Here is a 16,741-nt window from a genome sequence, read left to right on the forward strand (position 1 = left end):
GCCCTCGCAGACCGCACGATCGGCGACGCGCCCGGGGCAGGACGATGACGGCCGCTACCCTCACCATCTCGAGCCGCAATTACTCCTCGTGGTCCCTGCGGGGCTGGCTGATCTGCCGGATGGCCGGCCTCGACTTCCGGACCGAGGTCCTGTCCGGCACCGACGCCACCACCCGGGCGGAACTGCTGCATCTGTCGCCGTCGTTCCTGGTGCCGCGCCTGCGCCACGGCGACGTGGTCGTCTGGGACACCCTGGCGATCGCCGAGTACCTCGCCGAGACCTTTCCGGATGCCGGCTCCCTGCCCGGCAACGTGGCGGAGCGCGCCCATTGCCGGTCCATCTCCGGCGAGATGCATTCCGGCTTCGTCAATCTGCGCTCGGCGCTGCCGATGAACCTGCGCGCCTTCCACCCCGACTTCCGCGTGTTCAACGGTGCGAAGGCCGATATCGAGCGCATCGTCACGATCTTCGACGACTGCCTGGACCGCTATGAGGGGCCGTACCTGTTCGGCGCGCGGCCGTGCCTGGCGGACGCCATGTTCGCCCCCGTCTGCACCCGTTTCCGCACCTACGACGTCGCGTTGCCGCCTCGCGCCGCCGCCTATCGCGACGCGATCCTGCACTGGCCGCTGATGGTCGAGTGGGCGGAAGCCGCCGCCGACGAGCCGGACGAGATCGAGGAACTGGAGATGGAGTTCTGAGGCGTTCCCTGCGCGGTGACCGGACAGCCTGAGGAGGCTCCCCACTGTACGGCGGCAGACCTCCCGATCGGCGCGAAAATGCAGTTTCTTGCAGGGCACAAATTCATGTTGCGGCGCACGCAAGAAAAATCAGGTTCCCCAGCGCCTCGAAAAGACAAGTCCTGACAGCCAGTTAACGAACTTTGCTCGCTCCGCCGGGCGGCGAGTTACAGCTCGACAAACGTCCTTTGTCGAGCGACCGGACTGCGCGATTGAAGCCAACCGGCATTTCTGTTCCTCTTCGCATTAGAACAGGAACAGACTGGGCTGGAAACCATGGCGCGTCACGAGCCCTGGAGCGCCGAGCGCGCCACCGGGATCATCGCCGAACACACCCATCTCGAAGGGGCCACGCTGCCGATCCTGCACGCGCTGCAGGAGACGTTCGGCTACGTGGACCAGGGCGCCGTGCCGCTGATCGCGGACGCCCTGAACCTGTCGCGCGCCGAGGTGCACGGCTGCATCACCTTCTACCACGACTTCCGCGCCCACCCCGCCGGCCGACACGAGGTGAAGCTGTGCCGGGCCGAGGCCTGCCAGGCCATGGGTTCGGACAAGCTCCACCGCGAGATCCTCGGCCGCCTCGGCTGCGGCTGGCACGAGACCACCGCCGACGGCAGCGCCACGGTCGAGCCGGTCTACTGCCTCGGCCTCTGCGCCAACGGCCCCGCCGCGCTGGTCGACGGTGAGCCCGTCGCGCACCTGACCGCCGACGCCCTCGAAGCTGCCCTGACGGAGGTGCGCCAGTGAGCGTCACGCTCTACGTTCCGCGCGACGCCGTCGCGCTCGGCCTCGGCGCCAACAAGGTCGCCCGGGCGCTGTTCGCGGGCGCCGAGCGCCGCGGCCTGGACGTCACCATCGTCCGCACCGGTTCCCGCGGCCTGTTCTGGCTGGAGCCGATGGTCGAGGTCGGCACGCCCGAGGGGCGCGTCGCCTACGGGCCGGTGACGGTCAAGGATGTCGATGCCCTGCTGGATGCCGGCCTGACCTCGGGCGGCGACCACGCCCTGCGCCTCGGCGATCCGGAGGAGATCCCCTACCTCGCCCGGCAGCAGCGCCTGACCTTCCACCGCTGCGGCGTGATCGACCCGGTCTCCGTCGAGGATTACCGGACCCATGGCGGCTATCGCGGCCTCGAGGCCGCCCTGAAGCTCGATGCCGAGGGCATCGTGGCGGCGGTGCGCGACTCCGGCCTGCGCGGCCGGGGCGGTGCCGGCTTCCCGGCCGGCATCAAGTGGAACACCGTGATGCTCGCCAAGGCGGACCAGAAATACGTGGTCTGCAACGCCGACGAGGGCGATTCCGGCACCTTCGCCGACCGGATGATGATGGAGGGCGACCCCTTCAACCTCATCGAGGGCATGACCATCGCGGGCGTCGCGACCGGCGCCACCCGCGGTTACATCTACCTGCGCTCCGAGTACCCGCAGGCCTTCGCCACTCTGAAGGAGGCGATCGCCAACGGCGTGACGGCCGGCGTGCTCGGCGACAACATCCTGGGCTCGGGCAAGAGCTTCCACCTGGAAGTGCGCCTCGGCGCCGGCGCCTATATCTGCGGCGAGGAGACCTCGCTGCTCGAGAGCCTGGAGGGCAAGCGCGGCATCGTGCGGGCGAAGCCGCCGATCCCGGCGCTCAAGGGGTTCCTCGGCAAGCCGACGCTGGTCAACAACGTCATGACCTTCACGGCCGTGCCGTGGATCCTGGAGAACGGCGCCAAGGCCTACGCGGATTACGGCATGGGCCGATCGCTCGGCACCCTGCCGATCCAGCTCGCCGGCAACGTCAAGCACGGCGGCCTGATCGAGATGGCCTTCGGCATCACCCTCCGGCAGGTGATCGAGGATTTCGGCGGCGGCACCCGCTCGGGGAGGCCGGTCCGGGCCGTGCAGGTCGGCGGGCCGCTCGGGGCCTACTTCCCCGACCATCTCCTCGACACGCCGCTCGACTACGAGGCGATGGCGGCCAAGAAGGGCCTCGTCGGTCACGGCGGCATCGTGGTGTTCGACGACACCGTCGACATGGCGAGCCAGGCCCGCTTCGCCTTCGAGTTCTGCGCCACCGAGTCCTGCGGCAAGTGCACCCCCTGCCGCATCGGCGCCACCCGCGGCGTCGAGACCATGGACAAGGTGATCGCCGGCATCCGGCCGGACGCGAACCTGAAGCTGGTCGAGGACCTCTGCGAGGTCATGACCGACGGGTCGCTCTGCGCCATGGGCGGGCTGACGCCCATGCCGGTGATGAGCGCGATCACCCACTTCCCCGAGGATTTCAGGCGCGCCGGCGATCTGCCGGCCGCGGCCGAGTAAGGAGGCGTCGATGGGCCTGATCAAGGAGATCGACTACGGCACGCCGATCCGCGTCAACGAGCAGACGGTGACGCTGACGATCGACGGCATGTCGGTGACGGTGCCGGCCGGCACCTCGGTGATGGCGGCGGCGATGCATGCCGGCACGCAGATCCCGAAGCTCTGCGCCACCGACTCGCTGGAGCCGTTCGGCTCCTGCCGCCTGTGCCTCGTGGAGATCGAGGGCCGGCGCGGCACCCCGGCCTCCTGCACGACCCCGGCCGAGAACGGCATGGTGGTGCACACGCAGAACGAGAAGCTCGCCAAGCTCCGCAAGGGCGTGATGGAGCTCTACATCTCCGACCACCCGCTCGACTGCCTGACCTGCGCGGCCAACGGCGATTGCGAGCTGCAGACCCAGGCGGGCGTCGTCGGCCTGCGCGACGTGCGCTACGGCTACGAGGGTGACAACCACGTCCGGCCGAGCTCCGAGAAGTACCTGCCGAAGGACGAGTCGAACCCGTACTTCACCTACGACCCGTCGAAGTGCATCGTCTGCAACCGCTGCGTCCGGGCGTGCGAGGAGGTGCAGGGCACCTTCGCGCTGACCATCGCGGGTCGCGGCTTCGACAGCCGCGTGGCGGCCGGCCCGACCAACTTCTTCGAGTCCGAGTGCGTGTCCTGCGGCGCCTGCGTGCAGGCCTGCCCGACCGCGACCCTCCAGGAGAAGTCGATCCACGAGTTCGGCCAGCCCGAGCACGCGGAGGTGACCACCTGTGCCTATTGCGGCGTCGGCTGCTCGTTCAAGGCCGAGATGCAGGGCGAGCGCGTCGTCCGCATGGTCCCGTACAAGGGCGGCAAGGCCAACGAGGGCCATTCCTGCGTCAAGGGCCGCTTCGCCTACGGCTACGCCACCCACAAGGACCGCATCACCAAGCCGATGATCCGCGAGAAGATCACGGATCCGTGGCGCGAGGTCTCGTGGGAGGAGGCGATCGACCGCGCGGCCTCCGAGTTCAAGCGGATCCAGGCCAAGTACGGCAAGGACTCGGTCGGCGGCATCACCTCGTCGCGCTGCACCAACGAGGAGGCCTACCTCGTCCAGAAGCTCGTGCGCGCCGCCTTCGGCAACAACAACGTCGATACCTGCGCCCGCGTCTGCCACTCGCCGACCGGCTACGGCCTGATGTCGACGCTCGGCACCTCGGCCGGCACCCAGGACTTCAAGTCCGTCGAGAACTCGGACGTGATCCTGGTGATCGGCGCCAACCCGACCGACGGCCACCCGGTCTTCGGCTCGCGGATGAAGAAGCGCTTGCGCGAGGGCGCCAAGCTGATCGTCGCCGATCCGCGCAAGATCGACCTCGTGAAGTCGCCCCACATCAAGGCCGACTATCACCTGCCGCTCAAGCCCGGCTCCAACGTCGCCTTCATCAACTCGCTGGCGCACGTGATCGTCACCGAGGGGCTGGTTGACGAGGCCTATGTCCGCGAGCGCTGCGACCTCGCCGAGTTCGAGTCATGGGCCCGGTTCATCGCCGACGAGCGCCACTCCCCGGAAGCGCAGCAGCCCTTCACCGGCCTCGACCCGGCGGAAGTCCGCGGCGCGGCCCGGCTCTACGCCAAGGGCGGCGCGGCCGGCATCTACTACGGGCTGGGCGTCACCGAGCACAGCCAGGGCTCGACCATGGTCATGGGCATGGCCAACATCGCCATGGCCACCGGCAACATCGGCAAGCTCGGCGCCGGCGTGAACCCGCTGCGCGGCCAGAACAACGTCCAGGGCTCCTGCGACATGGGCTCGTTCCCGCACGAGCTCACCGGCTACCGCCACGTCTCGGACGACGCCACCCGCGAGAGCTTCGAGGCCCTCTGGGGCGCCAAGCTCGACAACGCGCCGGGCCTGCGCATCACCAACATGCTGGACGAGGCCGTCGAGGGCACGTTCAAGGGCATGTACATCCAGGGCGAGGACATCGCCCAGTCCGACCCGGACACGCACCACGTGACGTCGGGCCTGATGGCGATGGAGTGCATCGTCGTCCAGGACCTGTTCCTGAACGAGACCGCCAAGTACGCCCACGTCTTCCTGCCGGGCGCCTCGTTCCTCGAGAAGGACGGGACCTTCACCAACGCCGAGCGCCGCATCTCGCGGGTCCGCAAGGTCATGGCGCCGATGGGCGGCTACGGCGACTGGGAGGGCACGGTGCTGCTCTCCAACGCGCTCGGCTACCCGATGAACTACAATCACCCGTCCGAGATCATGGACGAGATCGCCTCGCTCACCCCGAGCTTCACCGGCGTGTCCTACGCCAAGCTCGACGAGCTCGGCTCGGTGCAGTGGCCCTGCAACGAGAAGGCGCCGCTCGGCACGCCGATGATGCACGTGGACCGGTTCGTCCGCGGCAAGGGCCGGTTCATGATCACCGAATTCGTGGCCACCGAGGAGCGGACGGGGGCGAAGTTCCCGCTGATCCTGACCACGGGCCGGATCCTGTCCCAGTACAATGTCGGCGCGCAGACCCGGCGCACCGAGAACTCGCGCTGGCACGAGGAGGACGTGCTGGAGATCCACCCGTTCGACGCGGAGCTGCGCGGCATCGTCGACGGCGACCTCGTCGCCCTGGAGAGCCGCTCCGGCGACATCGCGCTGAAGGCCAAGGTCTCCGAGCGGATGCAGCCCGGCGTGGTCTACACGACGTTCCACCACGCCAAGACCGGCGCCAACGTCATCACCACCGACTACTCGGACTGGGCGACCAACTGCCCCGAGTACAAGGTGACGGCGGTGCAGGTCCGGCGAACCAACCGGCCCTCCGACTGGCAGGCGAAGTTCTACGAGGAGGACTTCTCCCTGACCCGGATCGCCCAGACGCTCGACGCGGCAGAGTAAGAGTATCCGATGAGTGCCGTGACGCAGGCGGACAAGCTCGTCCGCATGGCCAACCAGATCGCCACCTTCTTCCGGTCCTACCCGGAGGAGGAGGCGGTTGCCGGGATCCAGAAGCACATCAAGGCGTTCTGGACGCCCAAGATGATCGCGCATCTCGAGGCCGCGCTGCCGGAGCAGGGCGACCGGGTCGACGCCTACGTGCGGCGGGCGCTCCACGGCGAGGAGCCGGCGGCCGACAGCCCGGTGCGCCCGGCGACCCGCGATCCGCAACTCGCCGGCGCGGGCGCCAGCGACGCGGGCTGACCCGCCGTCGTCCGGCGGGGACCTCCAGCCCGAATTTCGCCGGGCCGTCACGCGATCACGCGAAACATCTCCTGTCCCGACTGGGAGCGGAGGTGTTCCGCGTCCGATACCGTTTCCGGGTCATCGATCGGTTCCGCCGTCTTTGCGAGCGGAGCGAAGCGATCCAGCAGCGCCGCGCTCTGCACGATGGCGCGACCCTCGGTCACTTCGCTGCGCTCGTGATGACGGAGCGGGACGTCTGAACCGAAGGCCGCCTGAGCCGATGTGGAAAGGCGTTGGGCGGCGCCACCGCGGGACGGTCGGGTGCCCGGCCGTCCCGCCCGGCGGACCCGGCGACGTCGGCCGCCGGGCCCCGGGGCGTCAGGTCTTCAGGGCGACCGCGAAGTCGGCTTCGGTCTTGCCGCGGATCTCGTCCTCGGTGACGCCGTCGGCGAGTTCGATGAGCTTCATGCCGCCGTCGCCCTTCTTGTCGATCTCGAACACGCCGAGATCGGTGATCACCAGGTCGACCACCTGCGTGCCGGTGAGTGGTAGGTCGCAGGCCTTGAGCAGCTTCGGGCTCTCGGTGCCGTCCTTGTTCCTGGCGACGTGCTCCATCACCACGACGACGCGCTTAACGCCCGCCACGAGGTCCATGGCGCCGCCCATCCCCTTCACCATCTTGCCGGGGATCATCCAGTTGGCGAGGTCGCCGTTGCCGGCCACCTGCATGGCGCCGAGGATCGACAGGTTGATGTGCCCGCCGCGGATCATCCCGAAGGAATCGGCCGAGGAGAAGTAGCTCGTCGTCGGCAGCGCGGTGATCGTCTGCTTGCCGGCGTTGATCAGGTCCGGGTCCTCCTCGCCCTCGTAGGGGAAGGGGCCCATGCCCAGCATGCCGTTCTCCGACTGGAGCTGCACCGACATGCCCTCGGGGATGTAGTTCGACACCAGCGTCGGGATGCCGATGCCGAGGTTCACGTAGAAGCCGTCTTCCAGCTCCTTGGCGGCGCGCGCCGCCATCTGCTCGCGGGTCCAGGCCATCGTTCTCGCTCCCTTCCCGTCCGATCAGTGCGTGCCGCCGCCGGCCGCCGCGGCCGGGGTGCTGTCGCCGCGCTTGCGCGTGGTGCGCTGCTCGATGCGCTTGTCGCGCTGCCCGACGTCGATGATCCGCTTCACGAAGATGCCGGGCGTGTGGATCGTGTCCGGATCGATCTCGCCGGGCTTCACGAGGTGCTCGACCTGCGCCACCGTCATCTTGGCGGCGGTGGCCATCATCGGGTTGAAGTTGCGCGCGGTCATCCGGTAGCGCAGGTTCCCCTCGGTGTCGCCGGTGTGGGCGTGGACCAGGGCGAGGTCGGCGAACAGACCGCGCTCCATCACGTACTGCTCGCCGTCGAACTCGCGGACTTCCTTGCCCTCGGCGACCTTGGTGCCGACGCCGGTCTTGGTGAAGAAGGCCGGGACGCCGGCGCCGCCGGCGCGGATCCGCTCGGCGAGCGTGCCTTGGGGGTTGAACTCGATCTCCAGCTCGCCGCCGAGATACTGGCGGGCGAACTCCTTGTTCTCGCCCACGTAGGACGAGATCATCTTGGCGACCTGGCGGGTGTCCAGGAGCTTGCCGAGGCCGACCCCGTCGATGCCGGCATTGTTCGACACGACGGTGAGGCCCTTGACGCCCGAGAGGCGCACCGCCTCGATCAGCTCGTCGGGGATGCCGCAGAGGCCGAAGCCGCCGCACATCACCATCATGTCGTCGCGCAGGAGGCCGGCCAGGGCCGCGGCGGCATCCGTGTAGACCTTCTTCATCGAACCGTCCTTTTCCCGCCGGACCCGACCGGCCGAAACCTTGGGAAGCGCGTGTCCTCGCGCCTGCTCTCCCCGATTCCGCGCGCGAAATCCAGTGGTGCGCCGCACCGGCCCGCGCGGTCCCGGGCGATCCGTAACCGGCACTGCGTTGGGGAGGGCAGGGCGGCCCTGCGTGGGCGCGGCAGACAAAGCCGGCCGGGGACGCTAAGTTGCCCGCTCGACGTGCAGACCCTGCCGGGCCGTGGCAGCCCGAGGGGCCGGCGCGGCGTCCGGCTTCCGGCCACAGCCGCCGCCCCTTCGGAGCATGATGTCGCTGCGCCGCCCGATCTTCGTCCTCGCACTCGGGAGCCTGATCGCTGCCGGCTTCGGCCTGCGCGACTGGCCCCTCGAGGACGGCCGGGTCACGGCGTTCGCGCGCCGCGCCTTCGATGCCTACGGCCTCGGTCTGACGCTGCAGGGACCCGCGAGCCTCGCTGTGCTGCCCTGGCCGCGCCTGACCCTCGACCGCGTCCGGCTCGCCGCCGGTTCCGACGGCCCGGTCCTGGCGGATGAGGGCCGCCTGACCATCGACCTTGACCCGCTGAGCCTCCTCGGCGGGCGCGCGGCCGTGAGCGGGCTCCGCCTGGAGGGCGCGCGGCTGTCGGACGACCCCGGCGGCTGGGACGAACCCCTCGCGCGCCTCGCCGAGCAGGCCAGGTCCGGCGAGGCGGCCCGGCCCCGCCGGATCGTCGTGCGCGACGCGCGCCTCGCCTCCGGCGACACGGCCCGGGACATCGACCTCGACGTCGCGTGGCCGCTCTGGGGCAAGGCCGCCGAGGGCCGCGCCAGCCTCATCTGGCGCGGCGTGCCGACCCGGATCGCCCTGACCCACCTGCGTCCGGCCGAGTTGGCCCATCGCCGCGGCAGCCCGTTCACCGCGGAGATCACGTGGCCGGACGGCAGCCTCGCGGCCGACGGAACGGTGACGCTGCCCGCGAAGGGCAGCGCGCTGCCCGTCATGGCGGGGCAGGTCCGGTTCGAGACGCGATCGCTGCCGGAGAGCCTGGCCTGGATCGGCCGTGATGTGCCGCTGGCGCCGCTCGCCGGTGCCTTCTCGATCGACGGCCGGTTCGAGACGGCCGAGCGGTCCGTCTCGTGGCCGAGCCTGCGCATCGGCCTGGGCCAGAACGTGCTCGAGGGGGCCGGCGCCGTCGCGTTCGGTCCCGGCAAGGCGCCGCGCCTCTCGGTGCAGGCGACCCTGGCGGCCGAGACGCTCGATCTCACGCCTCTCGTCGCGGATCTGTCGCGGCTCCTCGACCCCGCGCCCGCGTCGATCGCCCTGGCGCCCTTCACGCGGGGCGACCTCGACCTGCGCCTGTCGGCGGCCGAGGGGCGCGCCGGCGCGGTCCGGGTGCAGGATCTGGCGGCGAGCGTCCTGGTGCGGGACGCTTCCCTGGAAGTGGCGGTGAACCGGGCCCGGATCCAGGACGGCACGTTCAAGGGGCGCGTGAACCTGACGAGCGGTGCCGACCCGGCCGCGACCGAGTTGCGCACACAGGGGAGCCTCGACCGCGTCGATCTCGGCGCGCTCCTCGGCGAGATCGGCGCGGCGCGGTGGGTGGTCGGGCCCGTGCAGGGGCATTTCGCCCTCGACGCCAGGGCCCGCGACACGGCCGGGCTGCTGGCGCATCTGAACGGTCGGGCGACCCTCGCCATGGACGGCGGTGCCATCGCGGGCCTCGACCTCGCCGACGTCATCCATCGCAACGGCGCGGTGGCCTCCGGGGCCCTGGCGCGCCGGAACGGCCGGACGGCCTTCGAGCGGGCCGTGGTGACGCTGCGCTTCGTCGACGGCGTGGGCGAGATCGCCGAGTCGGGGCTCCTGGGGCCGAGCGTCGGGGCGACCCTGCACGGTCAGGTGTCGCTGCCGGAGCGGCGGCTCGATGCCAAGGGCGACCTCGTCCTGCGTCCGCCCGGCGATTCCTCTCGCGGGATCCTGTTCGCGGTCACGGGGCCCTGGAGCGCCCTGACGGCGCAGACGGTCGCCCACAGCGAGGCCACCGATCCGGCCGGCCGGTACGGGGACGCGATGCTCCCCGATCCGCTCAAGCTGCCCGCGACGCTCGGCCTGCCCGGCAACGCCCGCGCCTATGCGCCGTGACGGCTGCGCCATGGCGCCGGCCCCGGCCAAGCTCTAAGATCGGGCCTCGAACGCCTTCATGATCCCCATGCGCCGTCTGCTCATCGAGGAACCCGTCACCCGCGCGGGGCCGCTGGCCCGGCGGCTGGCCGTGTTCGCCGTCATCGCCACCGGGATCGCCCTCGTCCTCGTCCGGGATCCGCGCTCCGACACGAACGCCGCCCTCGTGGCCCTCGTGGCCGGGCTCGGCGTCGCGCTGCTGGCGGCCGCGGCCGCGATCTTCGCCTTCGTGCGGGTCTGGCGCGAGGGTGCCCGCGGCCTCGGGGCCGCCCTCGCCGGGCTCGTCCTCGCGCTGGCGGTGCTGGGCTACCCCGCCTTCCTGGGACTGCGCGGCCTGCGGCTGCCCGCCCTGTCGGACATCACCACCGACATCGACAATCCGCCGGCCTTCTCGCGCTCGCGGGCGGCCTTCGCGGCCCGCGGCGGACGCTACCCGGCGGATCCGAGCCCGGCGGCACGCGAGAGCCAGCGCGGCGCCTACCCGCAGATCGCGCCGCTGACGCTCGATATCGGCGCCGACGAGGCCTTCGAACTCGCCCGGCAGGCGGCCCTGAAGCGGCACTGGCAGATCGTCGAGGCGATCCGGCCGGGCGGCCGAACCGGCAACGGCCGGATCGAGGCCGTGGCACGGGGGCTGATCCTCAACCTGCCGGACGATGTCACCGTGCGCATCCGTCCCCGCGCGGACGGGGCGCGGATCGACGTGCGCTCGGCCTCGCGTCTCGGCGGCCGGGATCTCGGCAGCAACGCCGACCGGATCCGGGCCTATCTCGACGACGTCGCCAACCTCGCCCTCGCGGTGAAGTGAGCCGCCGCGCCCTTCAGGCCGGCGCGTAGGTGCCGTCGAGCCGGGGCGCGCCGTCGCAGGTCGCGAGCCCCCGGCCGACCAGGTCCTCCAGGTGGGCGAAGACCGACAGGGCCGCCGCGCCGCGGAGCCGGGGGTCGAGCCCCTGGTAGATCGCCGCGACGATGTCGGCGATCCGCCCGTCGCCGGCTGCCAGCCGCGCGCGGATCGCCGCCTCCCGCTGGCGGCGATGCCCGGCCAAGCCTCGGAGGAACCGGGCGGGCTCGCGCACCGGCCCACCATGGCCCGGCCAGTAGACCGTCTCGTCGCGCCCGCGCAGCTTGTCGAGGGACTCCATGTAGGCCCGCATCGCGCCGTCCGGCGGGGCCACGATCGTGGTCGACCACGCCATGACGTGGTCGCCCGAGAACAGCGCCTGCGCCTCCGGCAGCGCGAAGGCGAGATGGTTCATCGTGTGGCCGGGGGTCTCGATCGCCGTGAGGGTCCAGCTGGGCCCGGCAACGGTATCACCCTCCGCCATGATCCGATCGGGCGCGTGGGACCGGTCGGCGCTGGCGTCGAGCATCGGGGTCTCCGCCTCCGACAGGGCCCGCGCGGCCCTGTGCGGCGCGCATCCGACGATCGGCGCACCGGTGCGCGCGGCGAGCAGCCGTGCCCCGGGCGAGTGATCCCGATGGGTATGGGTGACCACGATGGCCTCGACCCGCTCGGTGCCGAGATCCTGAAGCAGCGCTTCGACATGGTTCGGATCGTCCGGGCCCGGATCGATCACCGCGACGCGATCCTGGCCCACCACGTAGGTGCAGGTGCCGCTCGCCGTGAACGGACCTCCGTTCGGCGCGACCCGTCGGCGAATCAGCGGCGCGACTCGGTCCAGCCGGCCGACCGATGGCATCGACGGATCGAAGGTCAGGGTGTTCTCGTCGGTGTCCGCCATCGCGATCCCGTGCGATCGAAACGGCGGTTCCATGGACGGTTCGCGGCCGCGTGGCAATCGCCTCGGAGTCTGAGCGGACCGCCGGCCGCCACGGCGCAAGGATGTCGGGCGGGGTCAGGATCCGTTCGCTGTGTTGGCCACGGATCCGACGCGGCAGCGATCCCGCTTCGGACCGGACCGGGAGGACGCGGCGAGGGCCGCGTCCGATCCCGCGGCTCGCGCCGGTCGGAAGGTCAGTCCTGGCGGCGCGGCTGCCGTGCACGCACGCGGACCGGTACGGGCGCCGGTGCCGGCATGAGACCGAGCGTGGCCGCGCGCAGGGCGTCGCCGGCCCTGTCGACGATCTCGGTCACGCGCTCCGCCATCGCGGCGGCCTTCGATCGAACGGCACTCTTGGCAGATTGCAGCATCGCAAATCCCGGATCGAGCCTGGAGACCTATCTTCGAACGCTAGCGCCCCTGTCTCGTTCCGTCACCCCGTGTCGCGGACGGCGCGCGCAGCCGCAGGGACTCACAGGACTTCGCGATAGGGGCGGAACCGGAGCTAAACCTTGGCGTTTTCGTGTTCAGAACGACGCGGCCCGCCCGCGTTGGTACTCTCTAAGGATACGAACCATGCTCGGTTGGGCCGTAACTTTTCTCGTCGTCGCCCTCGTGGCCGCTCTGCTTGGCTTCGGCGGCATCGCCGGCACCGCAATGGAAGCGGCCAAGCTGGTGTTCTTCGTGGCGATCGTGCTGTTCGCGATCTCGGCCGTCGTCGGCCTGATGCGGGGCCGTTCGCCGACTCTCTGACGCGTGACCGAATTTGCCGGCCCTGAACGCGGGCCGGTGCGCGGGCACACAGGGAAGCCGTCGCCCCAGGGCGGCGGCTTTTTCCGTCGCGATTGTGCCGCCGCGCGAGACGGTGACTGCCGGTTCGATCGCCACGCTCGCGTGAGGCAAAGTGAGGGGTGGGCCGAGGATTGACTGGATCGACGTCGGAATATTCGACGACGACTCAGGCCTTGCGGTCGGCGCCGTCGAGTCGCGCGATCAGCTCGGCGAAGCGGTCAGGGACCGGTTGCTGTGTGACCGTGTCGTACATCGCGCGCAATTGCGCGGCGATGCGATTGCGAGTCTGATCACTCAGGCCGTTCCTGCTCCTGGCGCGGTCGGGCTGGTCGGAAACAGCTGCGTCGACGGGGCTGTTCTCAGGCGCCGATGAGCGATCCGAAGCAATCTCGGCGTGCGGATCGCGCGCGCGAAGACCTGCCTCCTTCCCCTGGTCCACCATCAACACGCCCCTTGTTGCCGAAGTCGGCACGGCCGCATTGTGCTGCGGCTCGACATACGCCATGGCTGCGGCGGCAACGCCTGCGCGCCGGCATCGGTTCCGCCGGGGGGTGGAACGGAGTGCGGGCCTCCGCGTTGGGCGGTAGGCTGCGCAGGACAGAAAGCCGGCCCCGGCAGGCCCTCGATAACGGATCGAGGCGCTCGCGGCCGGGCAACACGGCGAGGCACAGGGGATCGAATGTCGACATCGCAACTCGTGGTACAGCACCTGCCGTACCTGCGCCGCTACGCGCGCGCGCTCACGGGTAGCCAAGTGGCGGGTGACGCGTACGTCGCCGCCACCCTGGAGACCCTCGTCAACGAGCCGGACACGCTCGGTCGCAGCACCAACATCAAGGCCGACCTCTTCCGCGTGTTCACGCGGATCTGGAACTCGCTCTCGGTCAACGGCCGCAGTGAGCAGGTCCAGCACGACCTGCCGGCGGAGGTCCGCCTCGGCCAGATCACGCCGCTGCCCCGCCAAGCCTTCCTGCTCTCCTGCCTCGAGGGCTTCTCCGAGGAGGATGCGGCGATCATCCTGGGCGTCGACGTGTCCGAGGTTCGCGATCTCGTGGACGAGGCTGGCCGCGAACTCGCCGCCGACATGGCGACCGAGATCCTCATCATCGAGGACGAGCCCCTGATCGCGATGGATCTGGAGGCGCTGGTCGAGGGTCTCGGGCACAACGTCATCGGCGTCGCCCGCACCCGCACCGAGGCGATCAAGATCGCCGGCGAGGGCAAGCGCCCCGGCCTGATCCTGGCCGACATTCAGCTCGCCGACGGCTCCTCCGGCCTCGACGCGGTGAACGACCTCCTGAAGTCCTTCGAGGTGCCGGTGATCTTCATCACCGCCTATCCGGAGCGCTTCCTGACCGGTGAGCGGCCGGAGCCGGCCTTCCTCATCGCCAAGCCGTTCCAGCCCGCCAACGTCTCGGCGGTGATCAGCCAGGCGCTGTTCTTCCAGCAGACCGCCCGTCGGCGCGAAGCCAAGACGGCCTGAGCCCGGCCCGGAGGGTCGCGCCAGGGTTTCGCCCGGGCCGCCCGAGACGGAGAGTGGTGGCAACAAAAAACCCCGGCTTGCGCCGGGGTTTTTTGTTGCCTGCCCGCCACCTCTGCCCGATCGCACGCAAAAAAACGGGCCGGAGAAGGCTCCAGCCCGTCGCGAAGGTTCCGGCCGATGCACAAGGGGAATGCGGGGAGGACCAGGTGGCCGGGTGCACAGAGAACGAGTGCCGGCGCAGGAGGTTCCAGAACGGTCGCTTTTTCGTAGCGAGTGATTTTTATGCAACGGACCGGGTCTGTGGATAGCGGGCGTGCGCCGCCGCACCAACGGCCGAGCCGCGTTCGAATACTCAGGTTGCGTAGACGCGGCACAGTCTAGGAACCTGCGATTGCAGGGCGCGTTGTAGAAACATCCTGTCAAGCTCTCGCGATGAGGTCGGGGCGATGCTGCGGTCTGGTTTCATTCTGGGCGTGAGTGCTCCTGCCGCTCTTCTCACCGTTCTGATCCAGCCGGTCGTTCGCGACACGGCGGATCGCTGGACGATGCCGGTCCCCACGGCTCAGGCGATCCAGGCGCCGCTGCCGGGAATGCGTCCCGCCTCCCTGTCGATCAGCCCGACGCGGGTGGCGGGCGTGCAGCGGCTCGAGAGCCGGAACGCGCCCGTCGCGGGCGAGGCCCAGGATCTCGAGATCAAGCCAATCCTGCGGCAGCCGCCGCGACGGATGCGCGAGGGGTGCGAGGCGTCCCTGAGTTCACTGGTCGGCCCCGAGGCGCGCCGCATGACCCCCGGCCGCTGCATCTCCTGATCGGCGCCGACGAGGACCACACAGCCAAAAGGCCCCGCCGTCTCGGCGGGGCCTTTTGGCTGTGTGAACGGTGCTGGATCGAAGTTCCCGACCGTTGGCCTGAATCGAAAACGGCGCCGGTCCCCTGGGGACGCGGCGCCGCTACGCAGTGCGGTTCGGCAGCGGCCTCACTCGGCCCGGCCGGTCCCCGTTGACTGCCCGCCCTTGCGGCCGGCGGACGAGGCGAGCTCGCGATCCTGCGAGAAGGAACGCTTCTCGGCCGGCACGCTGCGGCCGCCCTTGCTGGCGATCTCGCGCTGCCGCTCCAGATCCATCGAGGCAAAGCCCCGCTTCGAGGTCGAATTTCCGGATGCCATCAGTTCCTCCTCAGGCTTCGCTTCACCCCGCAACAACCTTCAGCAATAACCAAGGTTCCTATCCCGAGACCTGCTCAAGCTTCCGCCAGCTAAGCTTGGCAGCAACCCGGACTTGTGTCCCGCGTTGGTCGACATTCGACCTTGGTAGAGGTCCGCGTTCGCTCCGGTTGGCCCGGGAGCCCGGCGACTTGTTCCGGGCGGACGGCGCCGCCGCGCGGCACGAGAGAAGGGTTTTCGCGTATGACGAACCGCAACATGGTCAAGGGTACCGTTCCGAACGACCCGGTGACGCAGCCGAACACGCCACCGCTGCCGCCGATGCCCGCGCCGGAGGACTCCGCCACGCCGACCACCCGCGAGGAGCCGACGGATTCGCCGCACCTGAATGCCAGTCTCAAGCGCGACGCGCCCCCTCCCGGCGGCCAGGGCCTCTCGACGAAGCGCTGAGTCGGGCGAGAAGGTCTCAGGTCTCACGCCCGCGCGTGAGGCGCGTCAGGCCCGCGACGAGAAGGGCGATCGCCAGGATCGTGACGATCCCGGCCACCGTCAGGATCCGCTGGATGAGCGGCGTGTAGACACCGCGTGCGGCATCGTAGCCGTAGCAGAGCAGGGTGAGCCGGTCGGTGATGCTGCCGACCCGGCCCTCGCCGGCCTCGGTCAGGGCGAGGCGGAGGTCACGCCCGGTCAGCGCGAGGGGCGACAGCACCCGGGCCACCCGGCCGTCGGCGGCGAGAAGAAGCGCCGCTGCGGGATGCGCGAAGCTGTCGGTCCCGGCATCGTAGACCGCCTTGTAGCCCAGCGCACCGGTAAGGCGCGCGAGCGCGCCGTCCGACACGATGAGCGCCCGGGGTCGGACCGACTTCGCCCGGTCCCCGAGGGTCTCCGCCAGCATGCGGCGCGCGGCCGCGGCGTCGTCGCGCGGGTCGATCCCGACGAGCACGAGGGCGTAGTCGTCGGACGGCAGGCCCGTGGCTGCCAGGGCGTCCGCCGATAGGGACAGCATCGGGTCGCAGACATTCCCGCAGGTGTAATCCACCGGCAGCAGCAGGGCCGCGCGGCCTCCCAGCGCCTGCCCCAGAGTGGTCGGCCGGTCGGTGCGCGCGTCGGTGACGGCGAGGTCGAGCGGGGCCTGAGCACCTGGAGGCGGCGCGACCGCGACGCGGGCGAGGTCGGCCTGGACGAGGCGGGCCGCGGCCGGTCCCGGCGCCAGACCGAGGCCCAGCGCCAGCAGGGCGCCCAGACCACACCGACAGGTTGCGTCAGGCGCGGGGCTGGACAAGTGCCTGACGAACCGCATGGATAAGCGGGCCCGTCCGGCCCCGCCGTCCTGGG

General features: G+C 70.4%; 19 protein-coding genes. 11 read left to right on the forward strand and 8 right to left on the reverse strand.

Annotated features, from left to right (window positions below):
• The first annotated feature begins 44 nt into the window (after window positions 1-44).
• The 5 genes from LOK46_RS26850 (at window position 45) to LOK46_RS26870 (ending at window position 6,221) form a co-directional block, all read left to right on the forward strand.
• Window positions 45-701 (forward strand): glutathione S-transferase family protein, encoded by a 657-nt coding sequence (locus tag LOK46_RS26850; protein ID WP_273561376.1) that lies wholly within the window; start codon window positions 45-47, stop codon window positions 699-701.
• 315 nt (window positions 702-1,016) lie between these two features.
• A complete protein-coding gene (locus LOK46_RS26855; RefSeq protein WP_273561377.1) occupies window positions 1,017-1,490 on the forward strand; it encodes a formate dehydrogenase subunit gamma in 474 nt (157 codons plus the stop codon).
• Window positions 1,487-3,046 (forward strand): formate dehydrogenase beta subunit, encoded by a 1,560-nt coding sequence (locus tag LOK46_RS26860; protein ID WP_273561378.1) that lies wholly within the window; start codon window positions 1,487-1,489, stop codon window positions 3,044-3,046. Before LOK46_RS26855 ends, LOK46_RS26860 begins: the two co-directional genes overlap by 4 nt.
• Before the next feature lie 10 nt (window positions 3,047-3,056).
• Window positions 3,057-5,918 (forward strand): formate dehydrogenase subunit alpha, encoded by a 2,862-nt coding sequence (gene fdhF / locus LOK46_RS26865; protein WP_273561379.1) that lies wholly within the window; start codon window positions 3,057-3,059, stop codon window positions 5,916-5,918.
• 9 nt (window positions 5,919-5,927) lie between these two features.
• Window positions 5,928-6,221 carry a formate dehydrogenase subunit delta gene (locus tag LOK46_RS26870; RefSeq protein ID WP_273561380.1) on the forward strand — a complete coding sequence of 98 codons (294 nt, stop codon included), beginning with the start codon at window positions 5,928-5,930 and terminating at the stop codon, window positions 6,219-6,221.
• A 47-nt stretch (window positions 6,222-6,268) separates the two neighbouring features.
• Here the strand turns inward: LOK46_RS26870 and LOK46_RS26875 are convergent, their stop codons facing one another.
• From LOK46_RS26875 to LOK46_RS26885, 3 genes are all read right to left on the reverse strand, one after another.
• Window positions 6,269-6,427: a hypothetical protein gene (locus LOK46_RS26875; RefSeq protein WP_273561381.1), complete on the reverse strand. Its 159-nt coding sequence runs from the start codon at window positions 6,425-6,427 to the stop codon at window positions 6,269-6,271.
• A gap of 154 nt (window positions 6,428-6,581) precedes the next feature.
• A complete protein-coding gene (locus tag LOK46_RS26880; RefSeq protein ID WP_273561382.1) occupies window positions 6,582-7,244 on the reverse strand; it encodes a 3-oxoacid CoA-transferase subunit B in 663 nt (220 codons plus the stop codon).
• A 24-nt stretch (window positions 7,245-7,268) separates the two neighbouring features.
• Window positions 7,269-8,009, reverse strand: a complete 741-nt coding sequence (locus LOK46_RS26885) for a CoA transferase subunit A (protein WP_273561383.1) — start codon at window positions 8,007-8,009, stop codon at window positions 7,269-7,271.
• Between the two features lie 304 nt (window positions 8,010-8,313).
• Between LOK46_RS26885 and LOK46_RS26890 the strand changes: the two genes are divergently transcribed.
• Window positions 8,314-10,149, forward strand: coding sequence for an AsmA family protein (locus LOK46_RS26890; protein ID WP_273561384.1), 1,836 nt, complete (start codon window positions 8,314-8,316; stop codon window positions 10,147-10,149).
• 67 nt (window positions 10,150-10,216) lie between these two features.
• Window positions 10,217-10,996, forward strand: coding sequence for a DUF1499 domain-containing protein (locus tag LOK46_RS26895; RefSeq protein ID WP_273561385.1), 780 nt, complete (start codon window positions 10,217-10,219; stop codon window positions 10,994-10,996).
• Between the two features lie 13 nt (window positions 10,997-11,009).
• Here the strand turns inward: LOK46_RS26895 and LOK46_RS26900 are convergent, their stop codons facing one another.
• The gene (locus LOK46_RS26900; protein ID WP_443192912.1) at window positions 11,010-11,888 is read right to left on the reverse strand and encodes an MBL fold metallo-hydrolase; all 879 of its coding nucleotides are present in this window, start codon (window positions 11,886-11,888) and stop codon (window positions 11,010-11,012) included.
• A 275-nt stretch (window positions 11,889-12,163) separates the two neighbouring features.
• A complete protein-coding gene (locus LOK46_RS26905; RefSeq protein ID WP_273561387.1) occupies window positions 12,164-12,340 on the reverse strand; it encodes a hypothetical protein in 177 nt (58 codons plus the stop codon).
• Window positions 12,341-12,545: 205 nt separating this feature from the next.
• On the opposite strand from LOK46_RS26905, the gene LOK46_RS26910 reads away from it, so the two are divergent.
• A complete protein-coding gene (locus tag LOK46_RS26910; protein ID WP_007568853.1) occupies window positions 12,546-12,722 on the forward strand; it encodes a DUF1328 domain-containing protein in 177 nt (58 codons plus the stop codon).
• A 205-nt stretch (window positions 12,723-12,927) separates the two neighbouring features.
• On the opposite strand, the gene LOK46_RS26915 is transcribed toward LOK46_RS26910, so the two are convergent.
• Entirely contained in the window at window positions 12,928-13,266 is a 339-nt protein-coding gene (locus tag LOK46_RS26915; RefSeq protein ID WP_273561388.1) for a NepR family anti-sigma factor, read from the reverse strand.
• Between the two features lie 174 nt (window positions 13,267-13,440).
• On the opposite strand from LOK46_RS26915, the gene LOK46_RS26920 reads away from it, so the two are divergent.
• A complete protein-coding gene (locus LOK46_RS26920) occupies window positions 13,441-14,244 on the forward strand; it encodes a response regulator (protein ID WP_012321915.1) in 804 nt (267 codons plus the stop codon).
• Between the two features lie 545 nt (window positions 14,245-14,789).
• A complete protein-coding gene (locus LOK46_RS26925; RefSeq protein ID WP_273561389.1) occupies window positions 14,790-15,053 on the forward strand; it encodes a hypothetical protein in 264 nt (87 codons plus the stop codon).
• Between the two features lie 167 nt (window positions 15,054-15,220).
• Here LOK46_RS26925 and LOK46_RS26930 read toward each other — a convergent pair whose 3' ends face one another.
• On the reverse strand, window positions 15,221-15,409 hold the full coding sequence (locus tag LOK46_RS26930) for a general stress protein (RefSeq protein WP_010683678.1): 189 nt from the start codon (window positions 15,407-15,409) through the stop codon (window positions 15,221-15,223).
• Window positions 15,410-15,649: 240 nt separating this feature from the next.
• On the opposite strand from LOK46_RS26930, the gene LOK46_RS26935 reads away from it, so the two are divergent.
• Window positions 15,650-15,856 carry a hypothetical protein gene (locus LOK46_RS26935; protein ID WP_273561390.1) on the forward strand — a complete coding sequence of 69 codons (207 nt, stop codon included), beginning with the start codon at window positions 15,650-15,652 and terminating at the stop codon, window positions 15,854-15,856.
• A gap of 16 nt (window positions 15,857-15,872) precedes the next feature.
• Here the strand turns inward: LOK46_RS26935 and LOK46_RS26940 are convergent, their stop codons facing one another.
• Window positions 15,873-16,706 (reverse strand): electron transporter, encoded by an 834-nt coding sequence (locus tag LOK46_RS26940; RefSeq protein WP_273561391.1) that lies wholly within the window; start codon window positions 16,704-16,706, stop codon window positions 15,873-15,875.
• Between the last annotated feature and the right edge of the window lie 35 nt (window positions 16,707-16,741).

Source organism: Methylobacterium sp. NMS14P (assembly GCF_028583545.1).
GTDB lineage: Bacteria > Pseudomonadota > Alphaproteobacteria > Rhizobiales > Beijerinckiaceae > Methylobacterium.